At 64.4% G+C, this 20404-nt stretch carries 14 protein-coding genes and 1 tRNA gene; 8 read left to right on the forward strand and 7 right to left on the reverse strand.

Going from position 1 to position 20404, the window contains the following annotated elements:
- The first annotated feature begins 30 nt into the window (after window positions 1–30).
- Window positions 31–2349 carry an ATP-dependent helicase gene (locus tag GRI59_RS11050; protein WP_160761214.1) on the forward strand — a complete coding sequence of 773 codons (2319 nt, stop codon included), beginning with the start codon at window positions 31–33 and terminating at the stop codon, window positions 2347–2349.
- A gap of 109 nt (window positions 2350–2458) precedes the next feature.
- On the opposite strand, the gene GRI59_RS11055 is transcribed toward GRI59_RS11050, so the two are convergent.
- On the reverse strand, window positions 2459–3958 hold the full coding sequence (locus tag GRI59_RS11055; protein ID WP_160761215.1) for a DEAD/DEAH box helicase: 1500 nt from the start codon (window positions 3956–3958) through the stop codon (window positions 2459–2461).
- A 143-nt stretch (window positions 3959–4101) separates the two neighbouring features.
- A complete protein-coding gene (locus tag GRI59_RS11060; protein ID WP_160761216.1) occupies window positions 4102–4680 on the reverse strand; it encodes a hypothetical protein in 579 nt (192 codons plus the stop codon).
- Window positions 4681–4852: 172 nt separating this feature from the next.
- Here GRI59_RS11060 and GRI59_RS11065 point away from each other — a divergent pair, with 172 nt between their 5' ends.
- Window positions 4853–6352 carry an FAD-binding oxidoreductase gene (locus GRI59_RS11065; RefSeq protein WP_160761217.1) on the forward strand — a complete coding sequence of 500 codons (1500 nt, stop codon included), beginning with the start codon at window positions 4853–4855 and terminating at the stop codon, window positions 6350–6352.
- Between the two features lie 75 nt (window positions 6353–6427).
- The gene (locus tag GRI59_RS11070) at window positions 6428–7222 is read left to right on the forward strand and encodes a SapC family protein (RefSeq protein WP_160761636.1); all 795 of its coding nucleotides are present in this window, start codon (window positions 6428–6430) and stop codon (window positions 7220–7222) included.
- A 104-nt stretch (window positions 7223–7326) separates the two neighbouring features.
- Here the strand turns inward: GRI59_RS11070 and GRI59_RS11075 are convergent, their stop codons facing one another.
- Window positions 7327–8304: an N-formylglutamate amidohydrolase gene (locus tag GRI59_RS11075; protein ID WP_202390952.1), complete on the reverse strand. Its 978-nt coding sequence runs from the start codon at window positions 8302–8304 to the stop codon at window positions 7327–7329.
- 151 nt (window positions 8305–8455) lie between these two features.
- Here GRI59_RS11075 and cpdR point away from each other — a divergent pair, with 151 nt between their 5' ends.
- From cpdR to GRI59_RS11100, 5 genes are all read left to right on the forward strand, one after another.
- Window positions 8456–8845, forward strand: a complete 390-nt coding sequence (gene cpdR, locus GRI59_RS11080) for a cell cycle two-component system response regulator CpdR (RefSeq protein WP_160761218.1) — start codon at window positions 8456–8458, stop codon at window positions 8843–8845.
- An 80-nt stretch (window positions 8846–8925) separates the two neighbouring features.
- Window positions 8926–9000, forward strand: a tRNA-Val gene (locus GRI59_RS11085).
- Between the two features lie 226 nt (window positions 9001–9226).
- The gene (locus tag GRI59_RS11090) at window positions 9227–10450 is read left to right on the forward strand and encodes an NADP-dependent isocitrate dehydrogenase (RefSeq protein ID WP_160761219.1); all 1224 of its coding nucleotides are present in this window, start codon (window positions 9227–9229) and stop codon (window positions 10448–10450) included.
- A gap of 19 nt (window positions 10451–10469) precedes the next feature.
- Window positions 10470–12110: a bifunctional GNAT family N-acetyltransferase/carbon-nitrogen hydrolase family protein gene (locus tag GRI59_RS11095; protein WP_202390953.1), complete on the forward strand. Its 1641-nt coding sequence runs from the start codon at window positions 10470–10472 to the stop codon at window positions 12108–12110.
- 31 nt (window positions 12111–12141) lie between these two features.
- Window positions 12142–13911: a cation:proton antiporter domain-containing protein gene (locus tag GRI59_RS11100; RefSeq protein ID WP_160761220.1), complete on the forward strand. Its 1770-nt coding sequence runs from the start codon at window positions 12142–12144 to the stop codon at window positions 13909–13911.
- Here GRI59_RS11100 and GRI59_RS11105 read toward each other — a convergent pair.
- The 4 genes from GRI59_RS11105 to GRI59_RS11120 all read right to left on the reverse strand — a co-directional run bounded on the left by GRI59_RS11105 (window position 13908) and on the right by GRI59_RS11120 (window position 20395).
- Window positions 13908–14666, reverse strand: a complete 759-nt coding sequence (locus GRI59_RS11105; RefSeq protein ID WP_221190899.1) for an energy transducer TonB — start codon at window positions 14664–14666, stop codon at window positions 13908–13910. The genes GRI59_RS11100 and GRI59_RS11105 overlap by 4 nt on opposite strands.
- Window positions 14663–17320, reverse strand: a complete 2658-nt coding sequence (gene alaS / locus GRI59_RS11110; RefSeq protein ID WP_160761222.1) for an alanine--tRNA ligase — start codon at window positions 17318–17320, stop codon at window positions 14663–14665. Before alaS ends, GRI59_RS11105 begins: the two co-directional genes overlap by 4 nt.
- Before the next feature lie 232 nt (window positions 17321–17552).
- Entirely contained in the window at window positions 17553–18620 is a 1068-nt protein-coding gene (gene recA / locus GRI59_RS11115) for a recombinase RecA (protein WP_160761223.1), read from the reverse strand.
- Window positions 18621–18754: 134 nt separating this feature from the next.
- Window positions 18755–20395: a DUF4139 domain-containing protein gene (locus tag GRI59_RS11120; protein WP_160761224.1), complete on the reverse strand. Its 1641-nt coding sequence runs from the start codon at window positions 20393–20395 to the stop codon at window positions 18755–18757.
- Window positions 20396–20404 lie beyond the last annotated feature (9 nt).

A 20404-nucleotide genomic window follows, 5' to 3' on the forward strand; every position in this document is an offset into this window, starting at 1 on the left:
AAATTGTTCCCTACCTGTTCGCGTCAGACCATGAGCACCAACTTGCCCTCCCCAACGCCAGCGCGCGATTCCGGCCCCGCGCCCGTGCCCGCTTACGCCGCGCGGCTGAACCCGCCGCAGCGCGCGGCCGTGCTCGCAACCGAAGGCCCGGTGCTGATGCTGGCGGGCGCCGGGACGGGCAAGACCGCCGCACTGACCGCGCGCCTCGCACATCTGGTGGCGACCGGGCGCGCATACCCCTCGCAGATCCTCTGCGTCACGTTCACCAACAAGGCCGCACGCGAGATGCGTGAGCGTGTGACCCATCACCTCGGCCCGCAGGCAGAGGGGCTGCCGTGGCTCGGCACGTTCCATTCGATCTGCGCCAAGATGCTGCGCCGCCATGCCGAACTGGTCGGCCTCCAGCACAATTACACCATCATCGACACCGACGATCAGCTGCGCCTGCTCAAGGCTCTGATTGCCGAGGCCGATCTTGACGAAAAGCGCTGGCCGGCGCGGCAATTGGCCGGGCTGATCGACCGCTGGAAGAACCGCGGACTGAACCCCGCCGACTTGGATGCGGTGGAGAACGAAGCCTATGCCAATGGCAAGGGCACCGCGCTCTATACGCGCTATCAGGAGCGGCTGAAGGCGCTCAATGCCTGCGATTTCGGCGATCTGATGCTGCACATGCTGAACATCCTGCGCAGCCATCACGACATCCTCGCCGATTACCAGCGCCGCTTCCGCTACATCATGGTGGACGAATATCAGGACACCAATGCCGTCCAATACCTGTGGCTGCGACTATTGGCGCAGGGGCACAAGAATATCTGCGTCGTCGGTGATGACGACCAGTCGATCTATTCGTGGCGCGGGGCGGAAGTCGCCAACATCCTCAGGTTCGAGAAGGATTTCCCCGGGGCCGAGGTGATCCGGCTCGAACAGAATTACCGCTCGACCCCCCACATTCTGGGCGCGGCGGCGGGCCTGATCCGGGCCAATTCGCAGCGCCACGACAAGACGCTGTGGACCGAGGTCAACGGCGGCGACAAGGTCAAGGTTATCGGCGTGTGGGACGCGCCCGAAGAAGCCCGCCGGGTGGGCGAAGCGATAGAGCGGTTGGAGCGCGAAGGCGCGGCGCTCAATCAGGTCGCGATCCTCGTGCGTGCGCAATACCAGACCCGCGAGTTTGAAGACCGCTTCATCCAGATCGGCATCAACTACCGCATCATTGGCGGCTTCCGCTTCTACGAACGTGCCGAAATCCGCGATGCGCTCGCTTACCTGCGCCTGATCGCGCAGCCGCAGGACGATCTCGCCTTTGAACGCATCCACAACCAGCCCAAGCGCGGGCTTGGTGCCAAGGCCTTGGAGCAGATGCACAGCCACGCGCGCCGCACCGGCCTGCCGCTGGCCGCCGCCGCGCTGCAACTGGCCGACAGCGACGAGATGCCCAAGCGCAGCGCCATGACCATCGGCGGGCTGATGCGGCAGTTCCTGCACTGGCGCGAGGCGTCGGACACGCTCTCGCCCGCGGATCTGCTGCGTCTGGTGCTGGAGGAATCGGGCTACAACGCGATGCTTTCCGCCGACCGCTCACCCGAAAGCGCGGGCCGCGCCGAAAACCTCTCCGAACTCGCTCGCGCGATGGAGGAGTATGAGACGCTTGGCGATTTCCTCGAGCATGTTAGCCTCGTCATGGACAATGACCGCTCGGATGCCGAGGAAACGGTGACGATCATGACGATCCACGCCGCCAAGGGGCTGGAATTCGACAATGTCTTCTGCGTCGGCTGGGAGGAAGGCGTCTTCCCCTCGCAGCGCGCCATCGACGAAGGCGGGCTGGCGTCCTTGGAAGAGGAACGCCGCCTCGCCTACGTCGCGATAACCCGCGCGCGGCGGCATTGCACCATCCTCCACGCGGCGAACCGCCGGATCTATGGCCAGTGGACCAGCTCTATCCCCTCGCGCTTCATCGAGGATCTGCCGGAAGAGCATATCGAGCAGGAAACCACGCTGACGGGCGGCGCGTCACTGTGGCGGGCGAACTGGAGCGAGCAGGACGATCCTTTCGCCCATGTCGCACGCGACCGGCCCGATCGCGCTCAGCAACGCGGCCCCGGCTGGCAGCGCGCTTTGACGTCGGGTTACGACACCAAGCCCGCTCGCGTCCGCGAAAACACCCGCTCAGCCGCCAGCTTCGCCGCGCCCGCCCGCAGCGATATCGCCATCGGGGCGATGGTGACGCACACGAAATTCGGCACCGGCTGCGTGATCGATCAGGAGGGCAACAAGCTCACCATCATGTTCGAGGACGCAGGCGAAAAGCGCGTGCTGGATAGTTTTGTGACCGTGGTGGGTTAGACGCTCGTCAGGTGCCGTTGATGTGGATGTGAGGCCATTCGATTGTGCCGACAACCACGCGCGTCTGTTGGGCGACCCGTCATTTTAGACGGGCCGCACTTAGGCGAGCTCAGCCGAAGCCCACATCCAGAAACCCCGGACGCGGGCCGTTCCATTCGCCTGCGGAAACGGGTTCGTCGTCCTCGTGATAACGTCGGCGCGGCTTTTGCTCGTCACTGGCGGTGACGCGGTCCGTGCGGGGGCCGGGCTTTTCGCGGCGCGGACGTTCCTCGCGCGGGGGACGGGCTTCGCGGGGTGCGCGTTCCTCACGGGGTGCGCGTTCTTCACGCGGAGTACGCTCCTCGCGCGGGGCACGCTCCTCGCGGTCTTCGCGGGCGCGGCGGGGCTTGCGTTCGGGACGGTCCTCGCGCGCTTCTTCGGTGCGAACTTCAGGTTCAGCCTTGGCCTTGGCCGCTTCGGCCTTGGCGATCACTTCGGAAAGGTCGACGCGCACGTCCTCCTTGCCAAACACCTTGATCGCGCTGCCAGTCAGCTTCTCGACATTCGCAATCGCCTCGGCATCTTCTTCCGATACGAAGGTGAAGGCCCGCCCCTTGGCGCCTGCGCGGCCGGTGCGGCCGATGCGATGGACGTAATCATCGGGGTGCCACGGCGTGTCGTAGTTGAACACGTGGCTGACGCCCTTGATGTCGAGCCCGCGGGCCGCGACGTCTGACGCGACGAGGATATTGACCTCGCCTGCCTTGAACCGGTCAAGTTCCTTGATCCGGCTCGACTGGTCCATATCGCCGTGAATCTCCGACGAACGGAAGCCCAGACGATTGAGGCTCTGGTTCAATTCGCGCACCGTGGTCTTGCGGTTGGCGAAGATGATCGCGGTTTCGATCAGGTCGTTTTCAAGGAACCAGCGCAGCGTGTCCTTCTTGGTGCGGGACTTCACCGGCACTTTGAAGGCGGTGATGTCGGCATTTGTGGACGCCGCGCGCGTGGTTTCGATCCGCTTGGGGTTGTTGAGGAACTTCTTCGCCAGCTTTTCGATCGGCGCAGGCATGGTGGCCGAGAACAGCATGGTCTGGCGCGTCTCGGGCAGCTTGGAGCAGATGAATTCGATATCGGGGATGAAACCCATGTCGAGCATCCGGTCGGCTTCGTCGATCACCAGCAGCTCGCAGCCGTTGAGCATGATCTTGCCGCGCTCGAACAGGTCCATCAACCGGCCCGGCGTCGCAATCAGCACGTCGACCCCGTCAGACAGGGCCTTCAACTGGTCGCCCATCTGCACGCCGCCGATCAGCAGCGCCATTTTCAAGTCGTGGTTCTTGCCGTACTTCTCGAAGTTCTCGGCGACCTGAGCGGCGAGTTCGCGGGTCGGCTCGAGGATCAGCGAACGCGGCATCAACGCGCGGCGGCGGCCTGCGGCCATCACGTCGATCATGGGGAGCACGAAGCTCGCTGTCTTGCCGGTCCCGGTCTGGGCGATGCCGATCAGGTCGCGCATCATCAGGATGGTCGGGATCGCCTGCGCCTGAATCGCGGTCGGCGTGGTGTAGCCCGCGTCTTCGACGGCTTTGAGCAATTCAGGCGAAAGGCCGAGATCGGCGAAGGTCATGCGGTGTGTGGTGTCCGAAAATAGCGGGCAGGGTTACTGCCGGGATTGCGGCCCTGCGCGCGGTTAGCGTGGCATTGGGCTGCCGCGCCTTTCCTGCAAATGGGCGCAAAAGTCAAGGAATCGCGCGGGTGGAGCGCGATTGATCAGTCGCGCACTTCGACCAGCTCACGCATGGTCTCGACCTCGCAACGCGCGCCGGTGCGCGATTGCAGCTTGTCACGATCGACACAAAGACGCCCGTCCTTGTTCTTCTCGACATAGAAGCCGGAGTAGAAGTCACGGGCGCGGCACGATTTTTCGAGATTGACCGAGATCATCCGCCGGTCACGCAGGAACAACACGAGCCGGTTGCCGCTACCCGTTTGCACCCCTGCGATGCCGTCCAACGCTACGCATTTTTCCTTGCCGCCTTCCTCGAACTGCGGAGCAACTGCGCGCTGAGGAAGGTCGGCGAGCAAATTCCGTCGCGAGCTCGCCGATTGCGGGGCAATTCGGACAACGACGCGCTGTTCGATGCGGACTTGTCGCACGATGGAGGACTGGCGCAGCGCTGAGAGTGGATTGACCGCAACCGGTTCGGTCGGCTCCTGCCCTGCTGCTGCCACATCACATTGCGGCGCCGATACTGCCGGTCCCGAGCCATCGCTCGCCACGCCAGCCGCCTCTGCCACCAGCGGCAGCAACAGCGTCAGCGGCGCTGCAAGGGCAAACAGGCTATGCATGGCCGGGGAGAATTCTCCTGGAAACGAGCAATTTCGGCAGACGCGCGGCGAATAAGCGGCTCGCCGGGGTGGAGAAGCCGTAGCATCCCCAATTGAACCATGCCTTAACTGTCCGTCAGATGAGGACGAAAGCGGTGGCAAAATCATCGCAGAGTGTGGCATGGAGGCCACAATGAATCACCCTCCCCCGCCCCCTCACGTTCAAGCCGATGCCTTCCTCGCCGAGGCCGCAGCCTTGCTGGGCGTGCGCGGTCTGACCACCGATCCCGAGCGGGTGGATGCCTGGCTAACGGACTGGCGCGGGCGCTACACCGGCCGCGCGCTCGCCCTCGCCTCGCCCGCCTCGACCGCCGAGGTGGCTGCCTTGGTGAAGCTCTGCGCCGCGCATGGCGTGCCGATCGTTCCGCAGGGCGGCAATAGCGGCATGGCAGGCGGCGCAACCCCCGACGCGACCGGCACGGCGATCCTGCTCTCGCTGCGGCGCATGGACCGGATTCGCCACGTTGATCCGGCAACCGGGCAAGCCGTGTGCGAGGCTGGCGTGATCCTCCAATCCTTGCACGATGCCGCCGATGCCGCAGGGCTGCGTTTCCCGCTCACCCTTGGCGGCAAGGGGTCAGCCACCATCGGCGGGTTGATCGCAACCAATGCCGGCGGCACCCAGGTGCTGCGCCACGGTACCATGCGCGCGCAGGTGCTGGGGCTGGAGGCGGTGTTGGCGTCGGGAGAGGTGCTCGACCTGATGACCCCGCTCAAAAAAGACAATCGCGGGTTCGATCTGAAGCAGTTGCTGATCGGCTCGGAAGGCACGCTCGGCATCGTCACAACAGCCTGTCTCCGGCTGCTGCCTGCGCCGATTGGCCGGGCGACGGCATGGGTGGGCCTTGGCGGGATCGTCGATGCGCGCACGCTACTCCGGCAAATGGAGCGCGCGCTGGGCGAGGCGCTGGAAGGGTTCGAGGTCGTGCCTGCGCATTGCCTTGCCTCGGTCCTCGCGCATCAGCCGACGGCCCGTGCACCGCTGACAGAGCCACATGAATGGAACGCGCTGATCGAGTGCGTCTCCCCCTCTCAGGACAGCGCCGCCTTGCGCGAGCGGCTCGAAGCGGGGCTAGGCACAGCGCTCGAACAGGGCCTCATCGCCGATGCCGTGATCGCCGCCAATGACACCCAGGCCGAAGCGTTCTGGGCCCTGCGAGACGGCATTTCAGCCGCCGAGCGCGCGCTTGGCCCGGCGATGCAGCACGATATCTCGGTCCCGGTCGAGAAAATGCCCGAATTCATCATTGCCGCTGCGCCCGCGATCGAGGCCGCGTTCCCCGGTACCCGCGCGGTCGCCTTTGGCCATCTGGGCGATGGCAACGTCCACTTCCACGTCCTCGCTCCCGAAGGCGCCGTACGCGGAGTGTGGGAGGAAGCGGACGGCAAGGACGTCAGCGCGCGGGTCTATGACCTCGTGACGGAATGGGGCGGTTCGATCAGCGCCGAACATGGGATCGGGCAGATGAAGGTCGAGGAGCTCGCCCGCCTGCACGATCCGGTCGCGCTGGCGCTGATGGCGCAGGTCAAAGCCGCGCTAGATCCGGACAATCTGCTCAATCCGGGAAAACTCCTCCTCAACCCACCTGCGCGCGAAGCCGCACGGCTTGCGCGCACGGCAGCAAAGGCTTAAGGGCCGCGCTTTCGACAGCGGGAGCAGTTTTTCCCGCTGATGGGATCAACCACCACCGTTTTCGGAGACGATGTCATGGCCAGCGCGCCGCAACCGCAACTTCCGTTGTTCTACAATGATCTTCTGCCGCTCAACAGCCGTGACCATGCGGACTGGAAAGCCGGCACGCTCGAAAGCGCAGCCTATCTCGCCGCAACCCATGCGATCCCGCTGACCTCGGACGAATTCGTCGATGCCCAGCGCAATTTCCCGATCGTCTTCACCGCTGGTGACAGCCCGCTGCCGATCGCGCTGTTCGGCCTCAACGAAGGCGTGAACACCTTTGTGGGCGACGACATGAAGATCAACGAGGTCGTCTATATTCCCGCCTATGCGCGCCGTTACCCCTTCATCCTCGCCAAGCTCCAGCCGACCAGTGAAGACATGTCGCTGTGCTTCGATCCGTCTGCCGGCCTGATCGGCAAGATGGACGAAGGCCTCGCGATGTTTGACGAAGCTGGCCAGCCGACCGAGTACACGCAGGGCGTGCTTGAATTCTGCCGCCGCTTCGAAGAAGCCGGTCAGCGCACCAAGATGTTCATGGACGAACTCGCCAAGCTCGACATCCTGATGGACGGCGAGATTGCGATCACCCGCAATGACATGCCCGACACGCCGTTCATCTATCGCGGCTTCCGCATGGTCGACGAAGCCAAGCTGCGCGAACTGCCGGCGGCGACGCTCGATGACCTCGCCAAGAACGGCATGCTGATGCTGATCTATGCGCACCTGTTCTCGCTCAACCTGATGCGCTCGCTGTTCGAACGTCAGCTCGCTCAGGGCAAGGTGCCGACGCCTGGTCAGGGCGCCGCAGCACCCGCGCTCAACTAATCCAGCGGGCCGGGGCGGCGACGCTCCGGTGCTGGTTTGCGAAACATGACGGGCAGGCAGGCCAAGGGCCGCCTGCCCGTTTTGCGTTCGGATTGGTCAGCGCGCTATTCGGCGGCTTGCCGCAGGCCTTCATTACCGCCGAGCAAGGCCGTCTCAGCCCCCAGCTCGCGGGTCAGGGCGGCGAGCTGCGCAGCCACGGCGGGCAGGCCCGGCCCCGGCTCGGCCATCTGGCGATCGAGATAGGTCGCGCGGCACACTTCGATCTGCATCGCATGGACACCCGCTTGCGGCTTGCCATGGCGATCGAGGACATAGCCGCCCGAATAAGGGCGGTTCTGCGCTGCGGACACGCCGCGCGTTTCCAGATGGGTGAGCGCCCGGCCCATCAGCGCCGTGTGACACGATGCCCCAAACCGGTCTCCCAGCACGAACACCGGCGCGCGCGCTTCGCCATCGGCGGGACGGAGTGGCGGCATGGAATGCAGGTCGATCAGCAGCGCGGCGCCCCACTCGGCACGAATCTGCGCGAGCGCTGCATCGAGCGCGGCGTGATAGGCGCGGTGAATCCCCTCGATCCGCGCATCAAGTTCGGTCGGAGCGAGCCGTCCGCGCCAAATCTCGCCCGATCCCGGCAGTCGGCGCGGCACGAGCCCCAGTCCGCTGCGTGCACGGGCATTGCTCCGCTGGCCCAGCTCTGACGTCATGACGCCTTCGGGCCGCCCACCCTCGATCATATCCCAATCGATATCATCCTCCGCGCGGTTGAGATCCATCAGCGCGCGCGGCGCGTGGGCGACCAGCAGCGCCGCGCCCGTCTCGCGCGCAATCGCCACGCCGAGCCGGTCGGCATGGCGATCCTCCAGCCGCAGCTGCGCCAACGCAGAATCGCGCATCCGGGCGGTGATCGCGGCTGGATAGGCGCGCCCCGCATGCGGGACCGCCACCAGCACCGGCAGGCTCATGCGCGGCGGCGTTGTCAGCGTGAAGGCTGGCGCATCATTCAGACCCGGCACAAACCCGCCGCTCAGCGAAGCGCGAACCGGGGAAGATGCAGGGCGGGAGGATCGGGAGGGCGGTGACATTCCGCTGCCCTTGCTGACGGGTTTGCACAGGCCTGTCAAAGCCTGATCAGCCGATCGGCATCTACCGCCAGTGTGCCAATTCGCGCCACATCGGATGCATTCCGTCGCACGCACAAAGATTTCTTAAGCCGGTCCTGCTATTGCGCCTTACATGACAGCGACACGCACCCCCCGCATCCTGCTCGCCGAGGACGAAGAGGCGATGCGCGCCTATCTCGAACGGGCGCTCACCAATGCCGGCTACTTCGTCAGCGCGGTCGACCGCGGCACTGACGCCGTGCCGTTGCTGGAAACCGGCGATTATGACCTGCTGCTCTCGGACATCGTGATGCCTGAAATGGACGGGATCGAACTCGCCCAGCGCTGTGCCGAGATTTCCCCGCGCACCAAAGTGATGTTCATCACCGGATTTGCTGCCGTGAGCTTGCGCGCCAGCCGCGAACAGCCGACGGCCAAAGTGCTGTCAAAGCCCTTCCACCTGCGCGATCTGGTGCTGGAAGTGGAACGCGTGTTCGAGGAAGCTGACGCGCTGCGCGGGTAACAGTTCCGAATCGCTTGCACCTTTCTGGGGCTTGCGTTAAGGGCCGCCTCCGCCCCGAAAAGGGGCCGATCCGATGGTGCGGGCGTATAGCTCAGTGGTAGAGCACTATGTTGACATCGTAGGGGTCGCAAGTTCAATCCTTGCTACGCCCACCATCGTGTGATCCAAGACAGCCCGCCCTTTCGGCGGGCTTTTTTGTGCGCTTTCGCCGTGTGCACCAGCACTTGCAAAACTGGCGTCTGGTGCACCGCTTGCAAGCCCCGCCTCCTCTGCTAAAGCCGCCCCGGGATCTGTGAGCCTTTGGACGGGCTCGAAACAACTTCCTGTCGGTCAATCACCACAGCCCTGCGCAGACGGGGCGAGAAGGATAGGGCAACAGCCATGCAGAAAATCAAAGTCGCCAACCCCGTCGTCGAACTCGATGGCGACGAGATGACGCGCATCATCTGGCAATGGATCCGCGAGCGGCTGATCCTGCCCTACCTCGACATTGACCTGAAGTATTACGACCTCTCGATTGAGAACCGCGATGCGACCGACGATCAGGTAACTGTCGATTCCGCCAACGCGATCAAGCAGTATGGCGTGGGCGTGAAGTGCGCGACCATCACGCCGGACGAACAGCGGGTCGAGGAATTCGGCCTGAAGAAGATGTGGAAGAGCCCCAACGGCACGATCCGCAACATTCTGGGCGGTGTGGTCTTCCGCGAACCGATCGTGATCGACAACGTGCCGCGTCTGGTGCCGGGCTGGACTGACCCCATCGTGGTCGGCCGTCATGCTTTCGGCGACCAGTACAAGGCGACCGACACCCTGATCCCCGGCCCCGGCAAGCTTCGCCTGGTGTTCGATGGCGATGATGGCACCAAGATCGACCTCGACGTGTTCGACTTCCCCAGCGCCGGCGTGGCGATGGCGATGTACAATCTCGACGATTCGATCCGCGATTTCGCGCGCGCCAGCTTCAACTACGGCCTCAACCTCGGCTGGCCGGTGTACCTCAGCACCAAGAACACCATCCTCAAGGCCTATGACGGGCGCTTCAAGGACCTGTTCCAGGAAGTGTTCGACACCGAAGGCTTTGCCGAGCAGTTCAAGGCTGCCGGCATCGTTTACGAACACCGCCTGATCGACGACATGGTCGCCTCGGCGCTCAAGTGGTCGGGCAAGTTCGTCTGGGCGTGCAAGAACTACGACGGCGATGTGCAGTCGGACACCGTCGCACAGGGCTTCGGCTCGCTCGGCCTGATGACCTCCGTGTTGCTTTCACCCGATGGCAAGACGGTCGAAGCCGAAGCCGCCCACGGCACTGTCACCCGCCACTATCGCCAGCACCAGCAGGGCAAGTCGACCTCGACCAACCCGATTGCCTCGATCTTCGCCTGGACCCGCGGCCTCATGTATCGCGGCAAGTTCGACGGGACGCCCGAAGTGGTGAAGTTCGCCGAAACGCTGGAGCGCGTCTGCGTCCAGACGGTCGAAAAGGGCCACATGACCAAGGATCTGGCGCTGCTGATCGGCCCCGGCCAAGCATGGCAGACCACCGAACAGTTCTTCGAGACAGTCGCGCAGAATCTCGAAAAGGAAATGGCCAGCTGGGCTTGAGGCCTGGCAAGGGAGCATCATGGCAAGCCGATCAACCGCACGTCTGGAAATCCGCCAGGCCAAACTGAAAGACGTGCGGGCGATCGGCGAGTTGGTGCGCCGTGCCTATGATGATCTGCCCGCCTATACGCAGGGCGAAATCCGCGGACAGATCAACAACTACCCCGAAGGCTGCTTTGTCGCGCTGTTCGATGGCGCGGTGGTGGGATACTGCGCCTCGATGCGGCTCGATGAGCGCGTGGCGCTGTCGGATCACACTTGGGACGAAGTGACCGGCAACGGCTTCGGCAGCCGCCACGATCCGACCGGCGACTGGCTCTACGGCTACGAGCTTTGCGTCGATCCGGCAGTGCGCGGCACTCGGCTGGGGCGCAGACTCTACGAAGAGCGCCGTGCCTTGGCGGAACGGCTTGATCTCACCGGGATCGTGTTCGGCGGCCGGATGCCCGGCTACGCCCGTGCCAAGCGCCGCAAGGCGAACCGTGCGGATACGCCGCAGGAATATCTCGACCTCGTGATCGAGAGCAAGATCCACGATCCGGTGCTCCGCTTCCAGCTCGCCAACGGGTTCGAAGCAGCAGGCATCATGCCCAAATACCTGCCCGAGGACAAAGCCAGCCGCGGCAATGCCGTGCGGATGATCTGGCGCAACCCTTACGTGGACGGCGACGCTCCGCCCAAGCACCGCCTGCCGCGCGATGTCGAAAGCGTGCGCATCGCGACCTGCCAGCTGCAATCGCGCGCAGTCTCTGGCTTCGATGAATTCATGAAGCAGATCGAATATTTCGTCGATGTCGCCGCCGATTACGAAGCGGACTTCATCGTCTTCCCCGAGATGTTCACGGTGATGCTGCTCTCGGCCGAGCCGAAGGAACTCACCCCGCTCGAAGCCATCGAGACGCTGAGCGATTACACCCCACGCATTCGCCAGCGCCTGTCCGAAATGGCCCTCGCCTTCAACATTAACATCATCGGCGGATCGCACCCGACCCGGATGCCCGACGGCGACATCCACAATGTCGCCTATGTGTGCCTGCGCGACGGATCGATCCACGCGCAGGAGAAGATCCACCCCACGCCCAACGAGGCCTATTGGTGGAACATCAAGGGCGGCGACTCCATCGACGCGATCCCCACCGATTGCGGCCCGATTGGCGTGCTGATCTGTTACGACAGCGAATTCCCCGAACTCGCTCGGCGCTTGGTCGATGAAGGCGCGCGGATCATTTTCGTGCCATTCTGCACAGACAGTCGCCAAGGCTACATGCGGGTGCGCTACTGCTCGCAGGCGCGCGCGATCGAGAACCAGTGCTTTGTTGTCATGAGCGGCAATGTCGGCAACCTGCCCAATGTCGCCAACATGGACATTCAATACGCCCAGTCCTGCATTCTCACCCCGTGCGACTTCCCCTTCGCGCGTGACGGGATCGCGGCCGAGGCCTCCGAGAATGTCGAGACGCTGACGATCAGCGACGTCAACCTCGCCGATCTCAGCTGGGCACGCGCCGAAGGCACGGTGCAGAACCTCGCCGACCGCCGCTTCGATCTCTACCGGATCGAGTGGGACAAGCGCGTCGGCAACATCAAGGACCCGCTGGGCGAACAGCACGTCACCGGACAGAAGCAGCCAATCGGACCGCACGGCGCAGGCGGTGGATGACAGGGGCCCAGCGCCACGTTAAGCCGATGGCGTGGCTGGCGAACTGACCCTCTCTCCCTTCCTGTCCGACGCGCTGGTGATCCTCGGCGCGGCGGGAATTGTGATTCCGGTGTTCGCCCGGTTCCGCATCACTCCGATCATCGGTTTCATCCTGATCGGTGTGCTGGTCGGCCCGTTCGGCCTCGGCTCGCTGGTCGAGCGAATACCCTGGCTCTATTACGTCACCATCAGCGATCCCGAACGTCTCACGCCCTTCGCGGATTTCGGCATCGTGTTGCTGCTGTTCGCCATTGGGCTGGAGCTGAGCTTCAATCGCCTGTGGGAAATGCGCAAGCTGGTGTTCGGACTCGGCGCGCTGGAACTGCTGATTATCGGCTCTTCGCTCGCGGTCTTCCTCGGGTTGGCAGGCAGCATGAGCCCCGCTGGCGCGCTGGCGCTCGGATTTGCACTCGCCTTCTCCTCGACTGCGATCGTGCTGCCGATTTCCGGCACCCGCACGCCGGTCGGGCGCGCTGCGCTATCCATGCTGCTGTTCGAGGATATCATGATCGTCCCGATCATCTTCATCCTCGGCGCACTGGCGCCCAATGCGTCAGATGATGGCTGGGGCGGCATCATCGAGACCTTGTGGCAGGGCGGGCTGGTGATCGCTGTGCTGCTGATCGTCGGCCGGTTCGCCCTCCCCCGCCTGTTCGCGCAGGCCGCCCGCACCAAGAACCCCGAACTGTTCCTTGCCGCCTCGTTGCTGGTGGTGATCGGCGCGAGCCTTGCGACGGCTCTGGTCGGCCTCTCGCCCATCGTCGGCGCGCTGATCGCTGGCCTGCTGATCGCCGAAACGGAGTATCACACCGAGGTCGAGCAGATCATGGAGCCGTTCAAGGGCCTCGCGCTGGGCGTGTTCCTGATCACGGTCGGCATGAGCATCAACCTGTTCGATATCGGCGCGCATATTGGCGAGATCGCGCTCGCAGTGGTCGGCGTGCTGGTGTTCAAGGCGGCCGTCACCGGCGTATTGCTGCGGCTGATGGGCGCGCGGCGCAGCACAGCGGCGGAAACCGGCGTGCTGATGGCCTCGCCGTCCGAAACCACGCTGATCGTCCTCGCCGCCGCTACGAGCGCGCTGGTGATCGACATGGAAACCGCGCGCTTCTGGCAGACCGTCACTGCTATTGGCCTCACCATCACGCCGCTGCTGGCGAAGCTTGGCGCGATGATAGCGCGCCGGGTGGACGGGGTCGCCGCGATCGGCGGCACAGATGACAGCGACGATGTCCGCACCATCATCGTTGGCGGCGGCCGGGTCGGTCGGCTGGTGGCCGACATGATGCAGACTCACGGCAAGCCCTATGTGATGATCGATTCCAACCCCGACCTCATCGCCGACGCTAAGCGCGACGGCTATCGCGCGATCTTCGGCGATGCCGCTCGCGGCGATACGCTCGCCCGGCTCGGGGTCGAAGTCGCACCCGCCGTGGTGCTGACAATGGACGAGCCGGTGTTAGCTCAGCGGCTGGTCACGAAGCTGCGGCAGACCTATCCCGACTTGCTGATCGTCGCCCGCGCCCGCGACACGGACCATGCCGCGGCCATGTACCGCGCCGGAGCGAGCCATGCGGTGCCTGAAACGCTGGAAAGTTCGCTCCAGCTATCGGAAGCTGTGCTGGTCGATATCGGGGTCGCGATGGGCCCGGTGATCGCCTCGATCCATGCCAAGCGCGACGAGTTCCGCGAACAGCTCGAACGCGATGGCGGGCTCAGCGAAAAGCCGAAATTACGGACGTCGAACAGGGTGCAAGCTTAGTCCTCTGCGAGGCGCCAATGCGTTACCCAGACATAGGGCCGCGCATCGGGTGCCTTGCGCAGGCTGAAACCGCGCCGCGCCTCAAGGCAGGTGTCATAGGCAATGCGCGCCGTGTTGCTGGAACGGACCGGGCGGCAGGTCGAGACGCGACCCTGTTCGTCGAAGGTCACGGCAACAATCACCTGAGCCTCGATCGCGTTCTGCAAAGCATCGCGCGGGTATTCCATCGCCCGGTATTGGAGATCAGCGAGCGTTAGCCGCTGATTCTCGGGGGGGATTGCATAACTGCCAAAGGTGACGGGCCGCCCCTCAAACGGATAGGCCGTGGACATCCGAAAAGTCGCCTCGCCCTTGATCGGCTGGCCGGTGTGGCTGCGAATGCTCAGTCGGTAGGTTGCGCTTGTATAATCGAGAACCAGCCCCGGATAAGGCTGGAACCGCCCCACCCGCAGCGCCTGCGTGCAGAGCGCTTTTCCCGCAGGCGCAAGCTTCTCGTTTGCGTCAAACCTGCAGTCCTGCACCGTGCCCGCAGCATCGATTGTGAGTTCGAGACCGAGCCGCTCGCGCCCCTGATCAAAGGCGCGGCGAAACGGCATGAGCGCCCCGTCGAGAATGCTGAGGTCCAGCACCCCCGCGCCGGTCACATCGAAAACGTCGCCACCGAAAATGATCTCCGCTTGATCCTGCGCTACGGCGGGCATGGCTTGCACACAAGCAAGCACCGCCGCCAAAGGGCTGGCACTGCGAAGGGTCATCCCGCCATAACGGCCTTCACCGCCGCGAGCGCATCAGCCGCCTTGGCCCCGTCCGGCCCACCGCCCTGCGCCATATCGGGTCGGCCGCCGCCGCCCTTGCCGCCGAGCGCTTCAACACCCGCGCGCACCAGATCAACCGCGCTGAAGCGGCCGGTGAGATCGTCCGTCACAGCCGCCGCGATGCTCGCCTTGCCGTCATTGACCACGATGATCGCCGCCACGCCCGATCCCATGCGCTGCTTGGCTGCATCGAGCAGCGGGCGCAGTTCCTTCGGATCGAGCCCGTCGAGCACCTGACCGCTGAAGGCAACGCCGGCGATCGCCTCGTCCGCCGCAGCCGCGCCGCCGCTTGAACCGCCACCGCCCAACGCCAGCGCCTTCTTGGCTTCGGCCAGTTCCTTTTCGAGGCGCTTGCGTTCGTCGAGCAGCGCCGCGAGGCGCGCGGGCACTTCCTCCGGCGTCGCGCGGATAACACTCGCCGCAGCCTTGAGCGCTTCTTCGCGGCTGACCAGCCACTGGCGCGCGCCTTCACCAGTCATCGCCTCGATCCGGCGGATGCCCGATGAAACCGCGCTTTCCGACACGATCCGGAACACGCCGATATCGCCAGTCGCGCGCACATGGGTGCCGCCGCACAATTCGACGGAGTAGTTGCGCCCTTCCTTGCCCGACCGGCCCATCGCCAGCACGCGCACTTCGTCGCCGTACTTTTCGCCGAACAGTGCCAGAGCGCCAGCGGCGACCGCGTCATCCGGGGTCATCAGGCGGGTCGACACCTGCTCGTTGGCGCGGATTTCGGCGTTCACTTCGGCTTCGACCGCCGCGATATCGTCCGGCGTGAGCGCCACTGGGTGTGAGAAGTCGAACCGCAGGCGATCTTCGGCGACCATGCTGCCCTTCTGGGTCACGTGCCCGCCCAGACGATTGCGGAGCGCAGCGTGGACCAGGTGGGTGGCCGAGTGGTTGGCGCGGATGCGGTCTCGCCGCTCGGCATCGACCTTCATCTCCACCGTGTCGCCAACCGCGATCTCGCCAGCTTCGATGCGCACCTGATGCGCGTGGAGGCGGCCCAAGGGCTTGGACGTGTCAGTGACCGTGCCCTTGAAGCCTGCGAGGCTCGCCATAGTGCCAGCGTCGCCGGTCTGGCCGCCGCTTTCGCCGTAGAACGGGGTCTGATTGGTAAGGATCACGACCGCGTCACCCGCTGCGGCAGTGGCGACTTCGGCGCCGCCCTTGACGATCGCGACCACCCGGCCTTCTCCGCTGGTGGCGGCATAGCCGGTGAACTCGCTCGCGCCCTCGCGTTCGGCGATGTCGAACCAGACTTCGCCCGAGGCGGCGTCGCCGCTGCCCTTCCACGCAGCGCGGGCGGCGGCCTTCTGGCGCGCCATGGCGGTGTCGAAGCCGTCCTTGTCGACCCCGATGCCGCGCGCGCGCAGGGCGTCCTCGGTGAGGTCATAGGGGAAGCCGTAGGTGTCATAGAGGCGGAAGGCGATCTCACCATCGAGTTCGCCGCCTTCCGCGAGGTCACCAGTGGCGTCGTCGAGGAGCTTGAGGCCCTTGTCGAGTGTCCGGCGGAACTGGGCCTCTTCACGCTCAAGCACTTCGGAAATCAGCGCCTGCCCGCGGACGAGCTCGGGATAGGCTTGGCCCATCTCGGTGACGAGCGCGGGGACGAGGCGGTGCATCAAGGGCTCGGCCGCGCCGAGCAGGTGCGCGTGACGCATCGCGCGGCGCATGATGCGGCGCAGAACATAGCCGCGGCCTTCGTTGGAGGGGAGCACGCCGTCAGCCATCAGGAAGCTCGTCGAGCGAAGGTGATCGGCGATCACGCGGTGCGATGCAGCTTGTTCGCCTTGGGCGGCGACGCCGGTGAGCGCTTCGCTCGCGGCAATCAGCGCCTTGAAGGTGTCGGTGTCGTAATTGTCATGCACGCCCTGAAGCACGGCGGCGACGCGCTCGATGCCCATGCCGGTGTCGATCGAGGGCTTGGGCAGATCGCGGCGGGTGCCATCGGCCTGCTGCTCGTATTGCATGAAGACGAGGTTCCAGATCTCGACGAAGCGGTCGCCGTCCTCATCGGGGCTACCGGGAGGGCCGCCGAAGATGTGGTCGCCGTGATCGTAGAAGATTTCCGAGCATGGACCGCAGGGGCCGGTGTCGCCCATCGACCAGAAATTGTCGCTGGTGGGGATGCGGATGATGCGGTCGTCGGGCAGGCCCGCGATCTTGCGCCACAGGGCGTGGGCTTCATCATCGGTGTGGTAGACGGTGACGGTCAGCCTGTCCTTGGGCAGACCCCATTCGCCGGTGAGCAGGGTCCAGGCGTGTTCGATCGCCTGCTCTTTGAAATAGTCGCCGAAGGAGAAATTCCCGAGCATTTCGAAGAAGGTATGGTGGCGCGCTGTGTAGCCGACATTGTCGAGATCATTGTGCTTGCCGCCCGCGCGGACGCATTTCTGCGAGGAGGCCGCGCGCGGGGATGCGGGCGTTTCCAGCCCGGTGAAGACATTCTTGAACGGCACCATCCCGGCGTTGACGAACATCAGCGTCGGATCATTGTACGGCACAAGCGGCGCCGAAGGCGTGGCGGTGTGGCCAGCCTTGCTGAAATAGTCGAGGAAGGAGCGGCGGATTTCGTTCGTCGATGTCATGGCGGTGCAGTTAGGCAAACCGCGAGGATTTCGCAATGGAGCGCGCAAAATCGGCCGTCACGCCGCTGCAATGACCGGGCAAAGATGGCACAATAACCCCGCGATAACCCCGCCATAACCCGCCGACACCCCGCACCGAAAAGCCGACCAGCACCCCATGGCGGGATGGTGATCGGCTTCACGGTTGTCCGGGTGGCAAGCGCGCGATGCTTGCCCGATACCCGCTTAGGGATCAGTCGTCAGAGTCCGCGTCCGGCCCTGTCATCATTTCCCCGGCGACCTGATCGGTGCGGCTGCGGATCGCAGCTTCCAACCGGTCGCAAACTTCAGGATGCTCCTTGAGATAGGTCTTGGCATTTTCACGGCCCTGACCGATGCGGATGCTGTCATAGGAGAACCAGCTCCCCGACTTTTCCACCAGGCCCGCCTTCACGCCGAGATCGATGATCTCACCGATCTTGGAGATGCCTTCGCCATACATGATGTCGAATTCGACCTGCTTGAACGGCGGGGCGACCTTGTTCTTGACCACCTTCACGCGGGTCGCGTTGCCGGTGATTTCATCACGATCCTTGATCTGTCCGGTGCGGCGAATGTCGAGGCGGACCGAAGCGTAGAACTTCAGCGCGTTGCCGCCGGTGGTGGTTTCCGGGTTGCCGTACATCACCCCGATTTTCATGCGCAGCTGGTTGATGAAGATCACCATGCAGCGCGAGCGGCTGATCGAGCCGGTCAACTTGCGCAGGGACTGGCTCATCAAGCGCGCCTGAAGGCCAACGTGCGAATCGCCCATTTCGCCTTCGATTTCCGCGCGCGGCACCAGAGCCGCGACCGAATCGACCACCAGCACGTCAATCGCGTTGGAACGCACCAGCGTGTCCACGATCTCAAGCGCCTGTTCGCCGGTATCGGGCTGCGAGACGATCAACTCGTCAATGTCGACGCCGAGCTTCTTGGCATAGACCGGATCGAGCGCGTGTTCCGCGTCCACGAACGCCGCCGTACCGCCCATCTTCTGCGCTTCAGCAATGACGTGCAGCGCCAGCGTGGTCTTGCCCGAGCTTTCCGGGCCGTAAACTTCGATCACCCGGCCGCGCGGCAGGCCGCCGATGCCGAGCGCAATATCCAGACCCAGCGATCCGGTCGAAATCGCTTCGACCTGCATGGTCTCCTTCGAGCCCAGCTTCATCGCCGAACCCTTGCCAAAGGCACGGTCAATCTGTGCAAGCGCAGCTTCGAGAGCCTTTTGACGATCCACGGCTTTTTTGTCCTCTTCCACCAATTTCAATTGGGTAGCCATCGCACGCGCTCCTTCGATTGACCAGAGGCGGCAAAACAGTTTTCCGCCGCCCGGTGGAGCCTATGTATCGCGTTTGTTCTCATGGAACAAGTAGGGAACGGAAAATTTTTCAGCAGGGGCCGCTCAGCCCATCCCTACTCGTCGGCAGCTTCGCGGTGCTTCCAGTCAAAGGACTGTGTCTGATTGGCGGGCACGGTCAGTTCCACCGTCTGGTAGCCGTTCTTCACCTCGACCTTGCGGCCTGGGAAGCGGATGTCATACTCGCCCGCATAGCCCACTTGCAGCCGCAGCGTGATGGGGTGGGGATTGGCGTTGGTGATCCGCGCACGCATCGGCGTCCATTGGCGCGCATCCTTGGGCGGACCTTTATCGGTGGCCCCACCGCAGCGCACGAAGACCTGCGCACTGGTGCCGAGTTCGAGTTCGATATCCTGCCCACGCGCATAATCGCGCAAGTTCACCTGAGCTGCGAGCTGCGGGCCGCGCGACGTTGGCTCATAAAGCGTCATCGCGCCTTGCGGCAGGGCGATGCCGAGGCCCTTTTTCTCTTCGTTCTTGGTCACCAGCAGCAGGGTCGCGGCGACGAAATCCTCGTCCTCCGCATCTTCAGCCTTGATCCAATCCCACGGATCGCAGTTGCCCGCCTGATAGAGATAGCGTGCCTTGACCGCATCCTTGTTGAGGAAAGCGACCTGCTTCATCCCCTTGGCCGAGACATCGACCCGTTCGGGCACGCGAAACAGCTTCAGATCGCCAATGTCCTCTTCTTCCGCGGTGACGACCGAGGGGGATTCGAACACGGCTTCAAGGCGCGATCCGGTGACGACAATCATGCGGTCTTCCCGAGCCATCATCGCCGGGGCGGGATAGGCCATTTCCGGTGCGTACATGACCGGAGGCGGCGGCGGCGGCGCGATGTCGCTGCTGGTAGTTCCCAACGGATAGCAGGTCAGCCACAGCGCCTCAGCTACCGGCGGATCGGCGAGGCTTTCATAGTCGCTGTCGACATTGAGCTTGCCAGCGATAATCTGGAGCCGGGCTCTGTCGAAGCTCTGGCCGTTGTCGTTGACGAGGGTGAGCCAGCTCAGGACACCCATGTCGAATTCCCCGCCTGCGCCCTTCTCCTGCATGGTGGCGACGTAATCAGCCTGCCAGTCGAAGCCCCAGGCAAGATAGGTCAGCGTCACATCAAAAGTGCCGCCTTCGGGCGAACGGGTGTCGACCGAGAACACCGGGCTGGCCGAAAGCCCGTCCGGCACGCGGTCGTAGGTGAGGGTTTCGGGCAGGCCCGAACACTGCACCGCTTCGAAGCCTTGGCTGGTTTGCAGCACCAGACCGCCATCGGCGCGGGTGCGGACGACCGCGTGTTCGCTCACCTGCGCGCCGGTCGCGGGGTTCATCCGTGTGATCGACACCCGGTTGCCAAGCGTCCCGTCCACCAAAGCGGCGGGCGAGAGCAATTGCGCGTTGCGGTTCTTCTCGATCGTACCGCCGGGCAGGCCGGTGACGATGGCCGAGACACCGATCATGCCTTCGGCCACGCCTTCGAAGCGGATTGTGGATTCGCCCTTGGGCAGCGTCACCCTGCGGGTCTCACTGATCATGGCGAGGCCTTGGGGGTAATCAGCCTCGAGCGGCTCGTCCACGTCGCGGTCGGGATCGCGGTAGATGGTGACCGCGATGTCGGATGGGGGCGCGGCGTCGATCACCTCGCGCGCCCATAGCGGCGCAGCGAGCACCGCAGCTCCCATCAGCGCAAGGGACGGCAGGCGCACGGCCCGGCC

Source organism: Erythrobacter ramosus, from assembly GCF_009828055.1.
Lineage (GTDB): Bacteria > Pseudomonadota > Alphaproteobacteria > Sphingomonadales > Sphingomonadaceae > Erythrobacter > Erythrobacter ramosus.